The sequence below is a fragment of the Dickeya lacustris genome, from assembly GCF_029635795.1.
In the GTDB taxonomy this organism is placed as follows: domain Bacteria; phylum Pseudomonadota; class Gammaproteobacteria; order Enterobacterales; family Enterobacteriaceae; genus Dickeya; species Dickeya lacustris.
On sequence record NZ_CP114280.1, the window covers coordinates 1,806,616 to 1,826,960 of the forward strand.

The 20,345-nt window shown below is 42.1% G+C and carries 13 protein-coding genes, 1 tRNA gene and 1 pseudogene; all 15 read right to left on the minus strand.

Features of this window, described 5'->3' with window-relative positions:
* Positions 1 to 241: 241 nt before the first annotated feature.
* Positions 242 to 1,840: a hypothetical protein gene (locus O1Q98_RS08140; RefSeq protein WP_125258317.1), complete on the minus strand. Its 1,599-nt coding sequence runs from the start codon at positions 1,838 to 1,840 to the stop codon at positions 242 to 244.
* A 411-nt stretch (positions 1,841 to 2,251) separates the two neighbouring features.
* Positions 2,252 to 3,187 carry an NAD-dependent epimerase/dehydratase family protein gene (locus O1Q98_RS08145; RefSeq protein ID WP_125258316.1) on the minus strand — a complete coding sequence of 312 codons (936 nt, stop codon included), beginning with the start codon at positions 3,185 to 3,187 and terminating at the stop codon, positions 2,252 to 2,254.
* A gap of 134 nt (positions 3,188 to 3,321) precedes the next feature.
* Positions 3,322 to 6,858, minus strand: coding sequence for a glycosyltransferase (locus O1Q98_RS08150; RefSeq protein ID WP_125258315.1), 3,537 nt, complete (start codon positions 6,856 to 6,858; stop codon positions 3,322 to 3,324).
* Positions 6,859 to 6,944: 86 nt separating this feature from the next.
* Entirely contained in the window at positions 6,945 to 8,297 is a 1,353-nt protein-coding gene (locus O1Q98_RS08155; RefSeq protein WP_125258314.1) for an ABC transporter ATP-binding protein, read from the minus strand.
* A 324-nt stretch (positions 8,298 to 8,621) separates the two neighbouring features.
* On the minus strand, positions 8,622 to 9,410 hold the full coding sequence (locus tag O1Q98_RS08160; RefSeq protein ID WP_125258313.1) for an ABC transporter permease: 789 nt from the start codon (positions 9,408 to 9,410) through the stop codon (positions 8,622 to 8,624).
* Between the two features lie 20 nt (positions 9,411 to 9,430).
* Positions 9,431 to 9,982 (minus strand): dTDP-4-dehydrorhamnose 3,5-epimerase, encoded by a 552-nt coding sequence (rfbC, locus tag O1Q98_RS08165; RefSeq protein WP_125258312.1) that lies wholly within the window; start codon positions 9,980 to 9,982, stop codon positions 9,431 to 9,433.
* 4 nt (positions 9,983 to 9,986) lie between these two features.
* Positions 9,987 to 10,862: a dTDP-4-dehydrorhamnose reductase gene (rfbD, locus tag O1Q98_RS08170; protein ID WP_338068227.1), complete on the minus strand. Its 876-nt coding sequence runs from the start codon at positions 10,860 to 10,862 to the stop codon at positions 9,987 to 9,989.
* 17 nt (positions 10,863 to 10,879) lie between these two features.
* On the minus strand, positions 10,880 to 11,743 hold the full coding sequence (rfbA, locus tag O1Q98_RS08175; protein WP_125258310.1) for a glucose-1-phosphate thymidylyltransferase RfbA: 864 nt from the start codon (positions 11,741 to 11,743) through the stop codon (positions 10,880 to 10,882).
* Entirely contained in the window at positions 11,743 to 12,810 is a 1,068-nt protein-coding gene (gene rfbB / locus O1Q98_RS08180; protein WP_125258385.1) for a dTDP-glucose 4,6-dehydratase, read from the minus strand. Before rfbB ends, rfbA begins: the two co-directional genes overlap by 1 nt.
* 1,017 nt (positions 12,811 to 13,827) lie before the next feature.
* Positions 13,828 to 13,901 (minus strand) — tRNA-Gly (locus tag O1Q98_RS08185).
* A gap of 85 nt (positions 13,902 to 13,986) precedes the next feature.
* Positions 13,987 to 14,658, minus strand: a complete 672-nt coding sequence (locus tag O1Q98_RS08190) for a LysE family translocator (RefSeq protein ID WP_125258309.1) — start codon at positions 14,656 to 14,658, stop codon at positions 13,987 to 13,989.
* A 174-nt stretch (positions 14,659 to 14,832) separates the two neighbouring features.
* The gene (gene lysS, locus O1Q98_RS08195) at positions 14,833 to 16,350 is read right to left on the minus strand and encodes a lysine--tRNA ligase (protein WP_125258308.1); all 1,518 of its coding nucleotides are present in this window, start codon (positions 16,348 to 16,350) and stop codon (positions 14,833 to 14,835) included.
* 8 nt (positions 16,351 to 16,358) lie between these two features.
* Positions 16,359 to 17,458, minus strand: a pseudogene (prfB, locus tag O1Q98_RS08200) (peptide chain release factor 2).
* A 292-nt stretch (positions 17,459 to 17,750) separates the two neighbouring features.
* A complete protein-coding gene (gene recJ / locus O1Q98_RS08205; RefSeq protein WP_125258306.1) occupies positions 17,751 to 19,493 on the minus strand; it encodes a single-stranded-DNA-specific exonuclease RecJ in 1,743 nt (580 codons plus the stop codon).
* Between the two features lie 77 nt (positions 19,494 to 19,570).
* Positions 19,571 to 20,287: a bifunctional protein-disulfide isomerase/oxidoreductase DsbC gene (gene dsbC, locus O1Q98_RS08210; RefSeq protein ID WP_125258305.1), complete on the minus strand. Its 717-nt coding sequence runs from the start codon at positions 20,285 to 20,287 to the stop codon at positions 19,571 to 19,573.
* Positions 20,288 to 20,345 lie beyond the last annotated feature (58 nt).

Consider the following 20,345-nt stretch of genomic DNA (forward strand, 5'->3'; position numbering starts at 1 on the left):
AAGGGGCATAACTGTTTGGCACTATATATTGTTATCAAACGCGAACACACAGACCTTCCATCCAATTAATAGATAAAACTTTCAGTATATGAGGAAAGAAATATATATTCGCACTCCTACAAAAAACACTTCGGCATCCATGCCCTAACATTGATTATCAACATATCACTAGAGAAGTGGATGCAGCATCAACAATAAAAATTTACCAGACAACGAAACTTAATTCGTCTATTTATAAAATTTATGCACCTCGAGCCACTGAATTTTCCGGCGTTTTTTTGACCGTAGGAAAAAATTTACATTTTAAAAGAAAGAAGAAGACAACCAGCCAAATAGAGAATAAAGGTGCAGAAAAAACCATGTAACGGCTAACTGGTGCAACGCTCGTAAAAAGAATTGAAGTAACTAATGTACGAGCTAGTAAACAAGCCGAAATAATCCCCATCCAAATAAGCGTCGTACTACTAATCTTCTTCAGTGGGAAAAGAACGACCAGAAAACAAATAAACCATAAAAATTTATCGTAATGTGAAACGATATACTCTCGAACCATATGCATCCGCCCACCGAACTGTTTCTGCACAACGGCCGGGCGGCGATTATAGGCATTATTAAAATTGTCTGGATCAAAATCGTTACGAACACCCAGACCAGAAAAATCATTTGTTAAAAATACTGTATCTTTTAATAAGAACGCAGAGGAAGAAACTATATACCCAATCCAATGACCAAAGTTAGGATCAAAAGGATAAGGCAGAGGTAAGGTATAAGATGGTAGCTGTCCCTCATTTAATAATGTCTCAAGCTCGCGTGTAGCAGCACTCAGTTTTACCGCTTTAGTATGGCCATCCTGAGCATATTTACTATCTAGCGCATTATTAATTGCCCAAATAGTTCGCGTAGGGTCTATTTCCTTTTTACCGACAAAAGAAGAGGAATGCTGACGCAATAACTCATAATACCCTTCTCGCTTAGTTATATCTGATGCAAACTCAGCAAAAGCCGGGCTCTTCTCAAGGGCAAGTTTAAAAGAATTATTTGTTATTGGTGCATATCTTACCGCATCATCAGTTTTAATCCGGTTAAGCTGATTGAGAAGCTTAACTTCATAAGAGAAGAGTCCTCTATAACCATCAACACCAAAATAAGAATAATTTAATGATGAAACAATTTTAAATAAAATTAAAATTGGAAGTAACATGACAATCAAAAAATAAATTAATTTCTTTTTCTCAATCTGCCGATAAAAGAAAAAAATAGAAATCACTAGCGAAGCAATTAGAACAAAAGAAAAAACTTCTTCACCTTCTCTTGTTAGTATAATAAAAGCAGAATTAATGGAGAATGCCCCACCTATAAGATAAGGAACGTTACCACTTTTAATACGCTGCAGTATACTTAATAAGATACCAAACTCAATAATATATAATATTAATAGAACAGGCTCTCTTTGCGCCTCGGTAAAACTACGGATGGTATATGGGTTTAGTATAACTGCAACCAGAACAGCAATAGCCAGGAGTTTGCCTAACTCTTTCCGAAGTAATATAGCCAACCAAGATATTGATGTAATAAAAGAAAACTCCAAAAATAATCTAAATGGAATGCCAGTTTTCATTACAACCCATCCGAGTAAAGGAAAGAATGGAGGGCGAATAGGATCTTGTGAATGCCCCCAGTATCCTGCATTAACCAGATAAGCAAGAGCATCCGTATCATACTCTCCCCCGACTATTTCGGTTGTAGAGCCAATAATAAATCTAAAGAATAGCACCAGTAAGACAAGTAACCATATAAACCGATCTTTAGAAAGGGGGATAACGCCATATAGATTTTTCATGACATAACCATTTTTTCAAACAATTTTATAAATCTGTGATTGTTAAACACAATCAACAGACACGCAATATCATGTAGGTGGTATTTTTATAAGAAACGTTCGACTTCGGTCTTAAAATATACTAGATATAGAGTTAATACTATATGATAGACTTATTTTTATGAAGTGGCCTAAAAAACAAGATGATAAAATTACTCACTCCACATATAAAAGGCAATGGATGGTCATAAAAATAAGACAACCCAATAAAATAAAATAAAATAAAATAAAATAAAATAAAATAAAATAAAGGATAAAAGAGCAGAAAACTCCGTACTTATCAAGCAGGAGCCCCTGTATAATTTAATTAATAAATAGAATGACTTTCAATTTAAACCCAAGAGATAAATTCGTCAAAAAAACAATGAGAATTTATTTGGTAAGATAATTATCACTCAGCCATTGGAGTGTTTTTCTTACACCAGTTTCAAGATCTATAGCGGGAAACCAATTCAACTCTTTCAAGGCTAATGAATTAGATAAAATACTTACCGGAACATCAAAACTTCGACCTGGTTTATACTCACATGAAACCTCTCTTCCCAAAACTTTTTCAATAGTATTTTTTATGTCTATAAGGGATGCTCCGGTGCCAGAGCTAATATTAAACACGCGATGCAGGCCATCATAAGTCAATGCCTTAGCAAAAGCATCGGCCAAATCGGCCACATACAAAAAGTCTCTAGTAACACTTCCATCACCCCAGATCTCGATGGTTTTATTTTGTAGTGCGAGATAGGAGAAAATTGTTAGTGCGCCTTGTGCAGTATTAACTTTTTGTCTTTCACCATAAGGATTTGAAACCCTCATAGAGAATGCTTTAATACCATATTTTCTTTCAAAAATAGCGAGATATTTCTCAATAGCAAGCTTAGTTACACCGTAAGAAACCATAGGTTCTGTAGGGTGCTGTTCATCTATAGGCAAATATACAGGATTCCCGTACACCGTTCCCCCAGATGAAATAAAGATAATTCGAGAGACTTTCTTTTCCGCCATTAAATTCAGAATCTGAATGGTACCAAGAACGTTACTCTCAACATCAAAAAATGGATTATCGTTCGAACTTTGCGGTAACGTTGTTGACACAAGATGATAAACAACATCAATATTGTTTAGTGCAGAATTAATATCATCTTTATCGCAGAAGTCACCTTCTATCCACGTAACAGACTCTTCAGCAGAAAACTCTCTGAATGGTTTAACATTCTTCCTATCAAGAACAACGATATCATGTCCATCATGCAGTAATCTATCAACTACTGCTGAACCAATAAATCCACCGCCGCCTAATATAAGTACTCTCACATATACCCCGTAACTGAAAGCTTATCAATATTAAGGTACATTCCCAATATGATAAAAGTAAAGAACTCGAGAATGCTGTCTATCACAGCCCCAACTATTTGGGGCTGGTTTTATTTCTAATATTATATATTAGATTAATTAATATCACCAATATGTGAAATCGTTGATGTATAAATGCTATCATAAGACTCAAAGAGTTTTTCCTCACTAAATTTAGATGCCGCATGAGGAACATTATCTTTCAATAAATCGTACTTTGTAGAGCTAGCATTTGATAATTCGACAAATATCGATGCCAACTCATTTACAGGAATTTTCCAATCATTAAGATTAAATAGAACACCCGCATCACCCTGCGGGGACTTAATCATATCAGCAATTTCCCCAACATTACTAGCAATAATCGGTTTACCAGCAAGTAAGCAATCAATGAGAACTAAAGGAAAACTCTCACCTTTAAATCTAGAAGGGAGTAAACCAATATGTGATGCACTAAAGTAATCACGAATGTTACTTCTAAAACCCAAGAAATGAACACTTGAGGATGCTTTAGACTTTGATAATGACTCATAGCAGTCACCTTCACCTATTAACAAAAGATGAATTTTTCTTTCACTAGATTCATTAGCTATATTTATTGCATCTATAGCCTCAGCCCAACCTTTCTCTGGAATAGCTCGACTAACCAAACAAATAACAAAGTCACTCTTATTAATCCCCAAGGACGAGAGATCGACGGGATTAATAGCTAGTTTTGGTAATGCATTATTTATTTTTACGAAGCCGAGTTTTTTCTGAAAATCTATCGAGAATGGAGTCAGGTTTTTCTGTGCTGTATATACAACCTTATGAATAGAGCGCTCCATTAATCCCAAGCAATGTTTTCTCTCTTGCTCTGGAATCATCTCGTACATACCATGCATAGATATTACTCTAGCAACTTCTTTATTTTCTAATAACAATGCAGCTAGAGACATATCAACACATGCATGGTGTGAATGGGTAACTTCAATCCCTAAATCTGTGGCTATAGCTGACAGCTGTTCTCGGTTAATATCTTGCAACAATGGAATATTCTTATTTAGCATTTTACGAACGCCAATTTCTGTAGGCGCATCGTACCAATTAAACAAGGTAACAGCATATCCATTTTTCTGCATTATATTGGCTAACAATATGGGGAACGTTTCGCCACCGCCTGCCGCAAGAGCATATGTAGACATCAACAAATTAGGTTTTCTTTCTGAGGAAGTTGATCTCACTCGCTCTATATTAAAGTATTCCGATAGAACATCGAATGATTCATCAGAGTTAAAAATACTCCATTGCTTCTGTACTTCTTTTTCTAACCTAGGTAATACATTATTGTTAATCTTATATAGTGACACAATCTGTTTAGCAACAGCCTCATACTCTTGATAATAGATCGGTTTTGATTGATTCGAGGTCGATGTGTTTTTCTCATGCTGCCTATAATAGTTTGTACTATGAGGCGTATAAGCAACAAGACCACCTCTAATTAAATGGAGATAGAAAACCCAATCACCACAGATTTTCATCGAAAACCATTTCTTATCATCTAAGACTTGCAAATCTCCAGGGTGGCGAAATAAAGCACTACTAACATTAGCAACCAGATTACCAATACCCCAAGACTGATTTACAAGATAATGAGCTGATTTTATGAAGTCTTTATCTAAATTTTTTACATCCAGTCCTCTCAAATATTCATCGGAAGACCATATCTCTTTTTTATCATCACCAGAAACAAAAACAGTCCGGCAGAAGGACAGCATTACGGCTTCATTACTAAATTTCTTGACGTTATCTTCCAGAAAATTAGGTGAGCAATAATCATCACTTTCTGCAATCCAGATTAAATCACCTCGGGCCAAAGAGAATCCCTTTTTCCATTGAAAGAAAACACCACCTGAGTTTTCCTCATTGATGAAAATTCTTGTATTCTCTTTATACCGTTTAGCATACTCCTCTAAAACATCTCTACTATTATCTGTCGACTTATCATCTAACAGTATCACCTCGATGTTTTTATAGGATTGATTATAAATTGAATCTAATCTTTCTTTTAAATATTTTTCATGATTATAATTAGGGACAATTACTGACACCAGTGGTTCATAATCAGAATGGCCAGGCAATGTATAATTATATCCATCAGAAAAACCATGATTAGAGTTACTATTAACTAAATTAATATCTTCAGCATGACCATTACTCTGCGGTAAGGTATTTTGAGGAGCATTTCTTAATAAAAGAGTATTGGCTCTATTCTTTAATCCTTTGATACCCTCACGGCTATAAATATTTATCACTTTCTTCATCAAAACATTATAAGAACCATAATAGCGGTGTGCATAAGAAAGCGCATTAAATAACTTGGCAATTTTTATTTTTGGGGAGGAAATTAATTTTGAAATTATGTATTTTATCATATACTTAGCTTTATTATATATTTTCCCAAATAGTCTCACCGGTGAGGATATTCGCCACGAAGTAGACCGTTTAATTTCTTCAATGTAATTGAAATAAGAGTCTGCAGTATTATGCAACTCACTATTTATTATATTTAATTCAGAGAGTGATAGATTGAGATTTTCTTTTTCATCTTCTAGCCTTGATTTTTCATTTTTTAGAGATTCGATCTCTTCCTCAAGGACTCTTTTATCTTCAATCACCTCCTTAATTACTAAATCCTTGGCATCCAGAGATAGAGTAAGCTGATCTCTTTCATCTTCAAGCAATCTAATATTATCCAAAAGATTACTTTTTTTCTTTATTGCATTGCTAATAATTGATTTGCTAATATTTAAATTAAAGTCTGGGCTCTCATCAATCAGACTCTCACTTTCATCAAAGAGCTTGACGGACTCCATAAAGACGCCTTCCCTTTCCGTCATATCCTTTATTAATAATTCTTTTTCATTCAATAAGTTTTTTATATTATCAACTTCATTAGTTAGTTTTTTAATTCTTTCATTTTGAAGGATTAGGACTGTACTATCTGGGTTTTCCGCAGAATCGTTAATAACTCCAGATACTTTATTTGAATAGCCATTTGTAAACTCTGATAGCTCTTCGATAATTCTATTATCAAAGTGTTCAGCAAAACTGGCGTCTTTAAGAATTACAGCAACAAAGTCATTCCATGCTCCGCCACTAGCAACCTCGCCCTCCGATTTTTTGCCAACAAAGGACTCTAATAGCAATGCATTATGCCCATTTCTATTAGCCCAGTTCACCAATGCATGCCCTGAGTCAGGATAAAAACGCCAACAATCGACTGGCCAGCGATGTACGAATCCATTACTTGGAGCGTTTAAATATAGAATCCCATCTTTTTTTAAAATCCTTAATGCCTCAAGCAATACAAGCCAGAAGAATTCAGAATGTTCAAAGCAGGATGAGCTTACCACAACATCGACAGAGTTATTGTCAAGTGGCAACCGATATGGGTCATTAATAATAATATCGACACCGTTTCCTGCAACAAAGTCCATTCCTATATAACTAGAGCCTTCAGGTGCAATATCTCTTAATGAACCATTTACGTTCTGGGAGCCAATTTCAGCTATTACCAATTCTTTATTCATATGGTTTTGGCAATATGCTTTAAAGAACATGCCCCCGTAATACATAGCTGATTGATGCATCAGTATTTCCTCAGAATTCACTTAGGCTTTGAGATATAATTTTTACATCATCAAAAATTGGCTACTGCGATAAAAATTAAGTTATATCACTTAATAGATAACTCAATATCTCGCATAGGTATACCTACAAGGCCAAAACATATAGAGCTCGCGTGTACTTTGACCATCATTGCATCATAAACCCAGTGCAATTGAACATGTTTTTCCTGTGTACCATCAGCTATTGCCGCATTTACGGTATAATCCCCCGTTGGTAACATAGGTAATTTAAAATGGAATCTTGCAACTACTGTTTGACCCGATTTAATTTCTGATGGAGTATTTTTATATTTTAAATATGTATTATCACCAAAAATAACCTGTCCTAGTCTGTCTTTAAAATCAAAACCAACTATGGGTTGAAATATATCTTCTTTAGCAAAACATCTCACTTCTAAAATAACGTTCTCTCCACCGACTATCCAAGATAGGGGCGTTCCATCAGAATCTAATAATCTAACCGAATTAATTGTTGCACCACCACTACCAAAACTATCCGCATCGCGAGAGAACTTAAAAATCTCAATGTCATTTCTTAATGTGGAGACATTGATCATAGACTCTCGAAAATCCCGGTATTCAGAATCATTGATCTCCTTGACATCATCATGATCAGTAGCAGAGTAACTAATATCCTGTTCCTCTTCATATAAAGAGGCAAGATATTTGGCAGTAATATCCTTTGGTGCGCCTATAGAAATAACCTCACCCTTATCTATATATATAGCTTTATTGCATAAATTAATAACTGCCGCAGTATCATGACTTACAAATAAAACGGTACCCTTTTCCATAAAGGACCGAAGAAATCTCATACATTTTTGAATAAAAAAGGCATCACCAACGGCTAACGCTTCATCAATAATTAAAATATCTGCATCAACATGCGCAATGACGGCGAATGCTAACCTGACAACCATACCACTGGAATAGTTTTTTACGGGTTGATCGATAAACTCTCCAATATCTGCGAACGCAATAATGTCATTAAATCTCTGATCTATTTCCGTCTTTTTTAATCCAAGAACAGATGCATTCATATAGACATTTTCGCGACCACTAAACTCAGGATTAAATCCCGAACCTAATTCGAGCAATGCCGCTATTCGGCCATTAGTTTGGATATCTCCTGATGTCTGACTCAATGTGCCACAAATAAGTTGTAATAATGTTGACTTCCCACAGCCATTCCGACCAATCAATCCGACTGTTTCTCCTTTCTTTACTTCGAAAGATATATTTCGTAATGCCCAAAAATCTTTATGGTATTTTTTATCTTTGCCAGTCAGAGATCGAACTATTGGAGGAAAGATGAACTGCTTTAGTCTGTCTAAAGGATTATCGTAAATCTCATAGCATTTATTTAAATTTTCTACTTTTATCGCAATATCGGATGACATCAGCAAAACCCTTCATTGTATTTTGAAGCTAAAATAGCTAGAGAAAGCTACAAAAATTTAGAGCTATAGGAACAAACGAAATAGTTCCTATTATATTTCCATCTAAAAAACAATATAAAATATAGAAAGCTATATTTAATTAAAGATATGAGTATTTTGATTTTCTATAAAAAGAGATACTGATTTAACCATCTAGTAATTAGACCGAGCAGAAAACCCCTGCGATTATTATTATAAATATAAAGACCCGATAAAGAACTTTATATATTTAGCATGGTTTACTTCTTTATTAAAAATGAAATATATTATTAAATATATCTCTTACTATAGTACATCGGCAAATCCTTTCTTGGTTCTATTAAAGAAAAGATAACCAAAGACCAACACGATTAAAGAAAAAACAGTAATCATTAAAAAGTCAAGAATATCTACTGGCTTCCCCCAAATCATAATATCTCTAACCTGCTCAATGATTAAAGTGAGCGGGTTTATTTTCATAAGATCCTGAAATTGCTCAGGTAAGGAATCGGTTGAATAGAAAATAGGGGATAGGAAAAGTAGTGCTGTTGTTACTAGCCCTGTTATCTGAGAAATATCTCTAATATAAACACCTAATGCGGCTAAAAACCAACTGACACCCAGAGTAATAAAAATTAAAGGCAATAAAATTATAGGAAGTAGTATTATTGTTAATGGTGGAGCACCGGAAAATAGAAAATAAAATCCCGCCCAAACAATAAAACTCATCAACGCTTGAAAAAGTGAAGATATAACACTGACAATTGGTAAAATCTCAACGGGGAAAATGATTTTTTTAACAAAATTCGGATTATTGACTATTAGCAAAGGAGATTTATTAACACATTCAGAGAAAATGTTGTATACAATTAACCCTGAAAATAATAGTAATGCGAACTCAATTTTACTTCCAGTTCCCCCAGGCCATCTAGCTTTGAATACAACACTGAAAACAAAGGTGTAGACAGCCAGCATCATTATCGGATTTATTAATGTCCATAAAACCCCTAAGAAAGAGCCTTTATAGCGAGAGCTTATATCTCTAATGGTTAATGTTTTTATTAGACCGATATGATTATACAGTCGAGAAAGCATGTTCTTTTATACCCCAGTTACTATAATTTTTTACACTCTGCGAATGATTTACCACTTCTATCTTTTTCTGATAAAACCGGAGTCCAATCCTTTGGAAAGGGCCAGTGCACATTAATTTCAGCATCATTCCATAACAATGTACATTCAGATTTGGGATTATAGTAATCGGTACATTTATATACAAACTCAGCCTCCTGAGAGGTGACATAAAATCCGTGAGCAAATCCTTTCGGTATCCACAATTGCCTTTTATTTTCTGCAGAAAGATAGACGCCTACCCACTTCCCAAATGTCGGTGATGATTGCCGAATATCAACAGCAACATCAAAAACCTCTCCAAGTGTTACTCGGACTAATTTCCCTTGAGTATTCTCAGTTTGATAATGAAGCCCTCTAAGAATGCCTTTCTGCGATCTTGATTGATTATCCTGTACAAAATGGCATGGATAACCAGCAACTAATTCATCAAATTTATCTTGTTGCCAAGTCTCCATGAAAAAACCACGTTCATCACCAAATACTACAGGCTCAATAATCTTAACATCAGGAATATCTGTATCTATAACTTTCATAATATCACTTATATGCTTGAATATTATTCAGTGCTTTCTGCCAGTCACTGGGGGAAATATTGAACTGCCTTTTAATTTTCTCACAATTTAATCGAGAATTGGATGGTCTTTTAGCTGGTGTAGGATATGCAGAGGTTGGAATCGGTGAGAGACACGGGACAGACTCTAATACATTTTTTTCTTTAGCTTGAGAAAATATTTCAGAAGCAAACTCAAACCAGCTAACGTGGGGCATACCTGAAAAATGATACACTCCCCATTCAGGGGCTTTCCCACTGTCAATGTAATTGACCATACCAATTAATGCTGTGGCAATATCACCAGCATAAGTAGGCCCACCAACCTGATCACTGACAACACTAATATTATCTCGAGTTGAGCCAAGTTTTAACATTGTTTTCACAAAATTATGCCCATGCTCACCAAATACCCAGGCTGTACGCAAAATCAAATATCTATCTGCTGAGGAAGCGACCGCTTGTTCACCAGCCAACTTACTCTTTCCGTATACGCCCTGTGGTGCGGTAGGCATGCATTCCTCGTACTCATGCTCACTTTCACCATCAAAAACATAGTCAGTGGAAATATGTAATATTACCGCGCCTATAGCGCTGGCAGCTTGTGCAAGATATGTGGGACCATCACGATTAATTGCATACGAAAGCTCAACTTCATCTTCAGCTTTATCTACTGCCGTGTGAGCGGCAGCATTAATAATATAATCTGGACGAAATTTTTTAACAGTGTCAAAAACGGCATTCTTATCCGTAATATCCAGTTCATCGCGATCAACAGCAAGTATATCTGCTTGCGTGGACAGTTGATTGACAAGACAGTGTCCAACTTGCCCTTTACTGCCAGTAATTAATATTTTCATCATGTATTCTTGTCAGGATTTTATTTAACAAGGCTCATCAGATACTGCCCATACTCATTTTTCAACATTGGTTCAGCTAGCGAAACTAAAACATCATCAGACAACCAACCATTACGCCAAGCAATTTCTTCCAGGCAAGCAACTTTCAACCCTTGTACATTCTCAATCGTCTGAACAAATGAAGAGGCTTCATGCAGACTTTCATGTGTTCCGGTATCAAGCCACGCGAATCCGCGGCCAAATAGCTCAACACTCAGCGAACCGTCTTCAAGATACATCTGGTTAATTGAGGTAATCTCAAGCTCACCACGGTGAGAGGGTTTCACTTGTTTAGCAAAATCTACTACACGATTATCATAAAAATATAACCCCGTAACCGCATAATTAGATTTAGGTTTGAGAGGCTTTTCCTCTATAGAAATAGCTTTCATTTCAGCATCAAACTCAACTACGCCAAAACGCTCAGGGTCTTTCACCTGATAGCCAAATACAGTAGCACCCGTTTCTTTTGACGCGGCAGTTTTAAGCATTTTACTAAAAGACTGGCCGTAGAAAATGTTATCACCTAAAACTAAGCAACAACGATCATTACCTATGAATTTATCACCAATAATGAATGCCTGAGCTAAACCATCAGGGCTCGGCTGTACTGCATACTCAATATTAATTCCGAAGTGGCTTCCATCACCCAACAGGCGTCTAAATCCCTCATTATCCTCAGGCGTCGTGATGATTAATACATCACGAATACCCGCCAACATCAACGTTGATAGCGGATAATAAATCATCGGCTTGTTGTAGATAGGCAACAATTGTTTGGAGACACCGCGAGTAAGAGGATAAAGGCGCGTACCAGAACCACCGGCAAGAATAATCCCTTTCATTATTTATTCACGCTCCCTAAACGTTCTCTACTATATGAACCATCTAATACTCGCTCCCACCATGAACGGTTATTTAGATACCATTCAACCGTTTTTCGAATACCACTTTCAAAGGTTTCCTGAGGTTTCCATCCGAGCTCCCGACCGATTTTTCCTGCATCAATAGCATAACGTACATCATGCCCTGGACGGTCTTTTACATAGGTAATCAAATCCTGATATGCTCCAACACCAGCTGGCTTTTGTGGTACTAATTCATCAAGCAGACTGCAAATGGTTTTAACAACCTCAATATTGGCTTTTTCGTTGTGCCCGCCAATGTTGTAAGTCTCGCCAACAACACCTTCAGTAACGACTTTATAAAGCGCTCGTGCATGGTCTTCAACAAACAACCAATCACGAATCTGCATCCCATCACCATAAACCGGCAACGCCTTACCTTCTAAGGCATTTAAAATCATCAGTGGAATTAATTTTTCGGGAAAATGATAGGGGCCATAGTTGTTAGAACAATTTGTCACAATTGTCGGCAAACCATAAGTACGTAACCAGGCACGGACAAGATGATCGCTGGATGCTTTAGAGGCTGAATACGGGCTACTAGGGGCATAGGGTGTCGTTTCTGTAAATAGAGAATCTGTTCCCTCTAAATCGCCATAGACCTCATCTGTCGAAATATGGTGAAAACGGAAAGCTGATTTCCTGCTCGGCTCCAGATGACTCCAGTAAGCCCTAGCCGCTTCCAGTAATGTGTATGTTCCAACAATATTAGTTTCAATAAAAGCAGCAGGGCCATCAATAGAGCGGTCAACATGGGACTCTGCGGCCAAATGCATCACCGCGTCTGGCTGACAGCTATCAAAAACCTCTTTTAAGTCAGCGGCATTACAAATATCGACATGCTTGAAAACGTAACGTTCATGTCCACTAACGTCAGCCAACGATTCAAGATTGCCAGCATAGGTGAGTTTATCTACGTTAACAACGGAGTCCGCTGTGTTCTTGATAATATGACGAACCACTGCAGAACCGATAAATCCGGCACCACCTGTTACTAATATTTTCATAGTTTTGCATCCAGAAAACGAAATATCTGACTTGCTGACCATCAGTTTTTGCGACAAAACCGTACAAATTTTAGGCATGCTACCGCCCTTGGGGGCTCCCAAAGTTCGCCTTATGCCTTCGTTTTGTCGATGCACGTCCGATTTTGTTGAAAAAATGGCCAGAAAAAGGAAAAATAACCCGCATATTCTACATGCCACAGCAAAGGAGGTGTAGCAGTATTGTGACTTACCTCCATAAGAAAACTCAAAATTCACGCCATAAGAGCTTGACGAATAACAAGCAATAGTCCCCACTCCTACTTCAGCACAACAGTCAACCAACACATGCCAAGTCAACACATCAAACAAAGTTGTGACCTAAAATGGAATAAGGTCATTCTGGAAATCAGAAAAGTGAAACTGATTTTCATTATCAAATAAAATCATTTGGCGATTTTTAATCAAGGTAACTATTTTCAATAGATAACAACTGAACCAAAATAAACATTAAAGCCTTATATAAGTATATATCTTTGTTAACACTAGCCTTATTCACCGAAATCCATAGGTGATAAATTAACATTACCAAATAAAACTGACCAATAGAGACATGCATTAACAAAATATTCAATATGCAGTTAATGTTTAAAAAATCAATAAAATCATAAGCATCAATATAACCAACATAAAAACCATATTTGAAAATATATTTCCATGGTTAATTGTTGATTTAATTCCACTGTCTTCATACCTTTACTATCGGTTATGGCAGGATGTTTCATTCACATAAAAATATGTATCCATACGCTACATAATTCGAGTTGCAGGAAAGCCAGCGCGCCTGCAATTTGAAGTATAACGGGTATACATAGCTAGATATTAAGCACAATCTCAAAGCCCCGAGCAAGGTACGATCCCAGTAGAAAACTATTACCGCTATACTGTTTTGGCAGACACAAGCCGTGGTAAATAATCAAAAAACGCAGTCTATGAGACTGATTCGACTCTTGGCGAAAGGGAAGATGTTACACGCGTGATTGGAGCGGGCGAAGGGAATCGAACCCTCGTATAGAGCTTGGGAAGCTCTCGTTCTACCATTGAACTACGCCCGCGCGGGAAGTGAGAGGCATTATAGCGTTATCTGTCTGGCGGGCAAGACAAAACACCGGTTAACTGCGTGTGTTTTGAGCGATTGAATCAAGCCAGTGGTAACAGCAGTGTTTGATAGCCATTCACGATAACCTGGATAGCAAAGCCAGCAAACAAGACTGCCGATATCGCACTGCAATAAAGCGATAAGCGCCCTTTTAATGCGCCGCGCCCGAATTTGATGAGTATCGACATCAGTAGCGTCCAAAGCACGCCGCCTGCAAAAAAACCGGATAAAAACAAGGCAACCTGGCTGGATGACCCATCGGTTGCCTGCGCAATCAGCGTGCCACCGACTGCGGCAAACCACAATAATGAACTCGGCGATGCCAATGCCATTCCTACGCCACTGATAAAGTTCCGCCCGGCGGCCGTCGCCACCACCGGTGCCGATGGCTCTTGTGTCTCAAGCGATAACGTGCGTTGTTGCCGATAGTCACGCCAGGCGCTACGCGCCATACTCAATGACAACCACAGCAACACCGCGCCACCACCTAGCCACAGCAGCCAGCGAACTGGCGTGTAATTGAAGATGACCACCATCCCCAATGCCGAGAGCGTGGCATAAATCAGATCGCCAAAGCACGACCCCAGGCCAATAAAAAACGCCGCCCCCACACCATCGCGCAAGCCACGGTTAATGATCGCCGTATTCACCATTCCCAAATCCAGGCACAGCGACAGCGATAGCAGTAATCCACTCAGCACAACCAGTAACATTGTTTTCCTCTTTTCTATCAGCTTTGCCATCAGCCTTGTTATCAGCCTTCATTTATCGTTTGCCACAGGCATCATGCCACGGCTGGCACCATCATCAACAGTCAGGCAATGAAATGAAAACGGCCCGGCTGTCTTATTCAGGCAGTCGGGCCGTATACCTCTGACGAGCAACCGTTACTTCTGCGGACGCATCGCCGGGAACAGAATGACATCACGAATAGTATGGCTGTTGGTAAACAGCATCACCATACGGTCGATGCCGATACCAAGGCCCGCCGTCGGCGGCAAGCCATGTTCCAGCGCCGTAACGTAATCTTCGTCGTAGAACATCGCTTCGTCGTCACCGGCATCTTTCGCCGCCACCTGATCCTGGAAGCGTTGCGCCTGATCTTCAGCGTCGTTCAGCTCGGAGAAACCGTTACCGATTTCACGTCCGCCGATGAAGAACTCGAAGCGGTCAGTAATTTCCGGGTTCTGGTCGTTGCGGCGCGCCAGCGGCGACACTTCAGCCGGATATTCAGTGATGAACGTCGGCTGGATCAGATTAACTTCTGCAACTTCTTCAAAGATTTCAGTCACAATACGGCCAAGCCCCCAGCTCTTCTCCACCTTAATACCGATGGTTTCAGCGATGGCTTTCGCACTATCGAATTGATCCAGCTCGGCCATTTCAGTTTCCGGGCGGTATTTTTTGATAGCTTCGCGCATGGTCAGCTTTTCAAACGGCTTGCCGAAGTCGAACACCTGGTCGCCATAAGTCACTTCGGTGTTGCCGAGAATATTTTGCGCCAGCGTGCGGAACAGTGACTCCGTCAGTTCAATCAGGTCTTTGTAATCCGCGTACGCCATGTAGAGTTCCATCATGGTGAACTCAGGATTATGGCGCGGCGACACCCCTTCATTACGGAAGTTACGGTTAATTTCGAATACGCGCTCAAAACCACCGACCACCAGACGCTTCAGGTACAGCTCCGGCGCAATACGCAGATACATGTCGATATCCAGCGCGTTGTGATGGGTAATGAACGGGCGAGCAGACGCACCGCCGGGGATGACTTGCATCATCGGCGTTTCCACTTCCATAAAATCGCGGCCAACCATGAACTGGCGAATACCGGCCAGAATCTGCGAGCGCACACGGAAAGTGTGGCGGGATTCGTCGTTGGCAATCAGGTCAAGGTAACGCTGGCGGTAACGGGTTTCCTGATCCGCCAGGCCGTGGAATTTATCCGGCAGTGGGCGTAATGCCTTGGTCAGCAAACGCAGTTCGGTACAGTGGATGGAAAGCTCACCGGTCTTGGTTTTAAACAGCTTGCCGCGTGCGCCAAGGATGTCGCCCAAATCCCATTTTTTGAACTGCTCGTTGTAGATGCCTTCCGGCAGGTCATCACGCGCGACGTACAGCTGAATGCGGCCGCCAACGTCCTGCAAAGTCACGAATGACGCTTTGCCCATGATACGGCGGGTCATCATGCGCCCTGCCACCGTCACTTCCAGGCCCAGCGCTTCCAGCTCTTCGTTGTCTTTTTCATCGAAGCTGGCATGCAGTTGATCGGCGGTGCTGTCACGACGGAAATCGTTCGGAAAAGCGATGCCGTTATCACGCAACGCCGCCAGCTTCTCGCGGCGGGTTTTCAGTTCGTTGTTCAGATCCAGCGCCTGCTCGGCACCCTGGTTTTGTGGTTCAGACATGAGATTCCTTATAACCCCGCTTTTAAACTTGCTTCGATAAACTTGTCCAGATCACCATCCAGCACCGACTGAGTATTGCGTGTTTCCACCCCGGTACGCAGATCTTTAATGCGGGAGTCGTCCAGCACATAAGAACGAATCTGGCTGCCCCAGCCGATATCAGACTTATTGTCTTCCATCGCCTGTTTCTCAGCGTTCTTCTTCTGCATTTCAAACTCATACAGCTTGGCTTTCAGCTGTTTCATGGCCTGATCTTTGTTCTTGTGCTGAGATCGATCGTTCTGGCACTGCGTCACAATATTGGTCGGGATGTGAGTAATACGCACCGCAGATTCGGTACGGTTAACGTGCTGGCCACCCGCGCCGGAGGCGCGATACACGTCAATGCGTAAATCGGCAGGATTGATTTCAATATCGATGTCGTCATCGACTTCTGGATACACGAAAGCAGAACTGAACGAGGTGTGACGGCGACCACCTGAGTCAAACGGGCTCTTACGCACCAGACGGTGTACGCCGGTTTCGGTACGCAGCCAGCCAAATGCATAGTCGCCCATGATTTTGATAGTGGCAGACTTGATACCCGCGACTTCGCCTTCGGATTCTTCAATAATTTCGGTTTTGAAGCCTTTGGCTTTCCGCCCAGCGCAAGTACATACGCAGCAGCATACTGGCCCAATCCTGCGCTTCCGTACCGCCGGAACCGGCTTGCAGGTCAAGATAGCAGTCCGCACTGTCGTACTCGCCGGAAAACATACGGCGAAACTCCAGTTGGCCCAGCTTGCCTTCTAACTGATCAAGCTCAAGCAGCGTGTCATTGAAGGTGTCTTCGTCGTCTTCCTCTACGGCCAGTTCCAGCAGGCCGGAAACGTCGTCCAACCCTTGCACCATCTGATCAATGGTATCAACGATTATCTCCAGAGAGGATCGCTCTTTGCCCAGCGCCTGTGCGCGCTCAGGTTCATTCCATACGTCGGGCTGCTCCAGCTCGGCGTTTACCTCTTCCAGACGCTCTTTTTTAGCGTCGTAGTCAAAGATACCCCCTCAGAACGGCTGTCCGGTCAGACAGGTCCTGAATGCGGTTTTTTACCGGATTGATTTCAAACATGGTCGTCAGATCTTATAGGTTGTTTATCGATGAAAGAATGCATGTAAACCGCGAATTGTAGCGGATCAACGCCGGGGTTTATAGTTCTTTACCGATTTTAGCGGCAGCCGCCTGTCGCGTTTGGCGGGATAAGACCTGACAAATAGTACCGACCAGGATAGCGCCTACTGCAACGACAAAGAAAACGCCGGGGAAAGCCCGGCGTGTATCACGCAACACATCTATTATCGCGAACACATCTATATCGCAAACACATCTATCGCGAACACATCGCCGTATTATTCCGCGTCGATTATGACAACGGCCACAGATGTTCTATCAACAATTGGACGGAACGTTTCCCCCGAAACTCATTGATATCCAGCCGGTAGACCATTTCCACTTCTTTAATGCTCGGATCGGGCCAGATAGCCGTATCGACATTAAACGCGATGCCATCCAGCAACGGTGCCGGGCCGGTTCTACCGAGTGGCTCAAACATGGCTTTCAAGTGGCGCTCTTTGAGCAAGCGCGGTTGCAGAATGCGAAAGCGGCCATCAAACGATGGTTCAGGAAACGCTTGTCCCCAGGGCCCGGCTTCGCGCAACATTTCGGCAGTATCCAGCGTTAATTCCGTCAGCGAAAGCTCGCCATCCGACCACACCACACCTTCAAGCTGAGAAGTATCAAGCCATTCGCCCACCAGCTCGGCAAAGCGGGCGCGGAACTCGTCAAAACGGCTCTCCATCAGTGACAAGCCAGCGGCCATGGCATGGCCGCCAAATTTCAGCATCATACCGGGGTGACAGGTATCGAGGCGTTCCAGCGCGTCGCGCAGATGCAACCCGGCGATAGACCGCCCGGAACCTTTCAGAATGCCGTCGCCTGCCGGTGCAAATGCAATCACCGGGCGATGAAAACGCTCTTTGATACGCGAGGCCAGAATCCCCACCACGCCTTGATGCCACTGCGGGTGGTACATCGCTAACCCGAGCGGCAGCGCGTCGCGGCTACGCTCAAGCTGTTCACAAAATTGTAATGCCTCGACCTGCATGCCCGCTTCTATCTCGCGTCGGCTCTGGTTTAACGCATCCAGTTCGAAAGCCAGCATGCGCGCCTGGGCGATGTCCTGACATAACAGCAACTCAACGCCAACGGACATATCATCCAGACGGCCTGCGGCATTCAGACGCGGGCCAAGGGCAAACCCAAGGTCGCTTGCGACCAGTTGTGAAGCTTCTCGATTAGCCACTTCGAGCAAGGCGCGAACCCCTGGTCGGCACTTGCCGGCCCGAATGCGCCTTAGCCCTTGCGCCACCAAAATCCGGTTATTGGCATCAAGCGGCACCACATCGGCAACCGTGCCAAGGGCGACCAAATCAAGCAACTCGGCCAGATTGGGCTCGGCAATTCCCTGCGCGCTAAACCAGCCGGACTCACGCAACCGAGCCCTCAGCGCCATCATCAGGTAAAAGGCGACGCCAACCCCCGCCAGCGCTTTAGAGGGAAACGCGCAGTCCGGCAGGTTCGGGTTTATCATCGCCTCGGCAGCAGGCAAGGTTTCGCCAGGCAAATGGTGGTCTGTCACCACCACCTCGATACCGCGCTGGTGCGCGTCATCAACGCCAGCATGAGATGAAATGCCGTTATCGACGGTGACAATCAGCTCGGCACCTTTGGCAGCGGCTTGTGCCACCACTTCGGGACTGAGCCCATAACCATCTTCGAAGCGGTTGGGCACCAAATACTGAACTTCGCGCCCGCCCATACTGCGCAGCGCCAGCACCGTCAAGGCGGTACTGGTGGCACCATCCGCATCAAAATCGCCGACAATGACAATACGACGCTGCTGCAATAATGCCTGTTGCAGCACACTGACTGCCTTATCAATCCCCTGCAACAGACGATAATCAAGCAGACCATGCAGGCTACGCTCAAGCTCCTGCGGCTGCGTTACGCCGCGCTGGGCATATAAGCGGCGCAGCAAATCGGGCAATGTATCGGGCAATTGTGTTGAAACTGCCGGGCGACGACGAAGTTGGGTGACTACATTCACGCTGATTTAACCATCACGCTGACTTAACTTAACCATGACGTTTGAGCCACCACCTTGAGCGATGGCTCAATACCGTATTAACCGCCGGATTTCTGAGACGCTTTATGCGCTTCCAGCATTGCCAGCATCTCTTTAGGAGGCTGATAGCCCGGCACCACGGTGCCATCATTGAGCACGATAGCCGGTGTGCCCTGCACGCCGAACAGAACGCCCAGTTGATAGTGTGCGGCAATATCGGTTTTGCAGGTGGCCGGCGAAATCTCATCGCCTTTCATGGCAGCATCAAACGCCTTGTTGCGGTTTGCCACGCACCAGATAGATTGCATCTCTTTTGCCGGTTGGGAATTCATGCCCTGGCGAGGAAACGCCAGATAACGCACGGTAATCCCTTGCGCGTTATAGTCCTTCATCTGCTCATGCAGTTTGTGACAGTAGCCGCAGGTGATATCGGTAAACACCGTGATAACGTGTTTTTCCTGCGCGGCTTTATACACGATCATCTGATCGCTAAGGGCATCGAGGCGGCCATTCAAAATCGTGTTGGTGACATTGACTGGCGTCGCGCCGCTCACATCGTACAACGGCCCTTGTAACAGGTGTTTGCCGTCCTCGGTGATGTAAAGTACACCGTTATCGGTCAGAAGCGTTTTCATTCCGCCAATCGGTGATTCTTTCACTTCCACATTTTGCAAGCCGAGCCGATTGAGCGTTTGTTTAATCGCCGCGTCATCCGCGCGTGCTACGCCGCCAAAGGCCAGGGTCAATAGCGAAAGCCATACGATACGTTTTTTCATGGAATTATCCTGTTATCAAGGCGCAAGCGCCGTGCATGTCCATCATTGGCGGGCAATC

What these genes read in the sequence shown, in the direction of transcription:
- O1Q98_RS08155 (WP_125258314.1), bottom strand. Translation starts at nt 8,297, where the DNA reads ATGTCATCCGATATTGCGATAAAAGTAGAAAATTTAAATAAATGCTAT.
- O1Q98_RS08150 (WP_125258315.1), bottom strand. Translation starts at nt 6,858, where the DNA reads ATGCATCAATCAGCTATGTATTACGGGGGCATGTTCTTTAAAGCATAT.
- rfbB (WP_125258385.1), bottom strand. Translation starts at nt 12,810, where the DNA reads ATGAAAATATTAGTAACAGGTGGTGCCGGATTTATCGGTTCTGCAGTG.
- rfbC (WP_125258312.1), bottom strand. Translation starts at nt 9,982, where the DNA reads ATGAAAGTTATAGATACAGATATTCCTGATGTTAAGATTATTGAGCCT.
- O1Q98_RS08160 (WP_125258313.1), bottom strand. Translation starts at nt 9,410, where the DNA reads ATGCTTTCTCGACTGTATAATCATATCGGTCTAATAAAAACATTAACC.
- rfbD (WP_338068227.1), bottom strand. Translation starts at nt 10,862, where the DNA reads ATGATGAAAATATTAATTACTGGCAGTAAAGGGCAAGTTGGACACTGT.
- lysS (WP_125258308.1), bottom strand. Translation starts at nt 16,350, where the DNA reads ATGTCTGAACCACAAAACCAGGGTGCCGAGCAGGCGCTGGATCTGAAC.
- O1Q98_RS08140 (WP_125258317.1), bottom strand. Translation starts at nt 1,840, where the DNA reads ATGAAAAATCTATATGGCGTTATCCCCCTTTCTAAAGATCGGTTTATA.
- O1Q98_RS08190 (WP_125258309.1), bottom strand. Translation starts at nt 14,658, where the DNA reads ATGTTACTGGTTGTGCTGAGTGGATTACTGCTATCGCTGTCGCTGTGC.
- rfbA (WP_125258310.1), bottom strand. Translation starts at nt 11,743, where the DNA reads ATGAAAGGGATTATTCTTGCCGGTGGTTCTGGTACGCGCCTTTATCCT.
- dsbC (WP_125258305.1), bottom strand. Translation starts at nt 20,287, where the DNA reads ATGAAAAAACGTATCGTATGGCTTTCGCTATTGACCCTGGCCTTTGGC.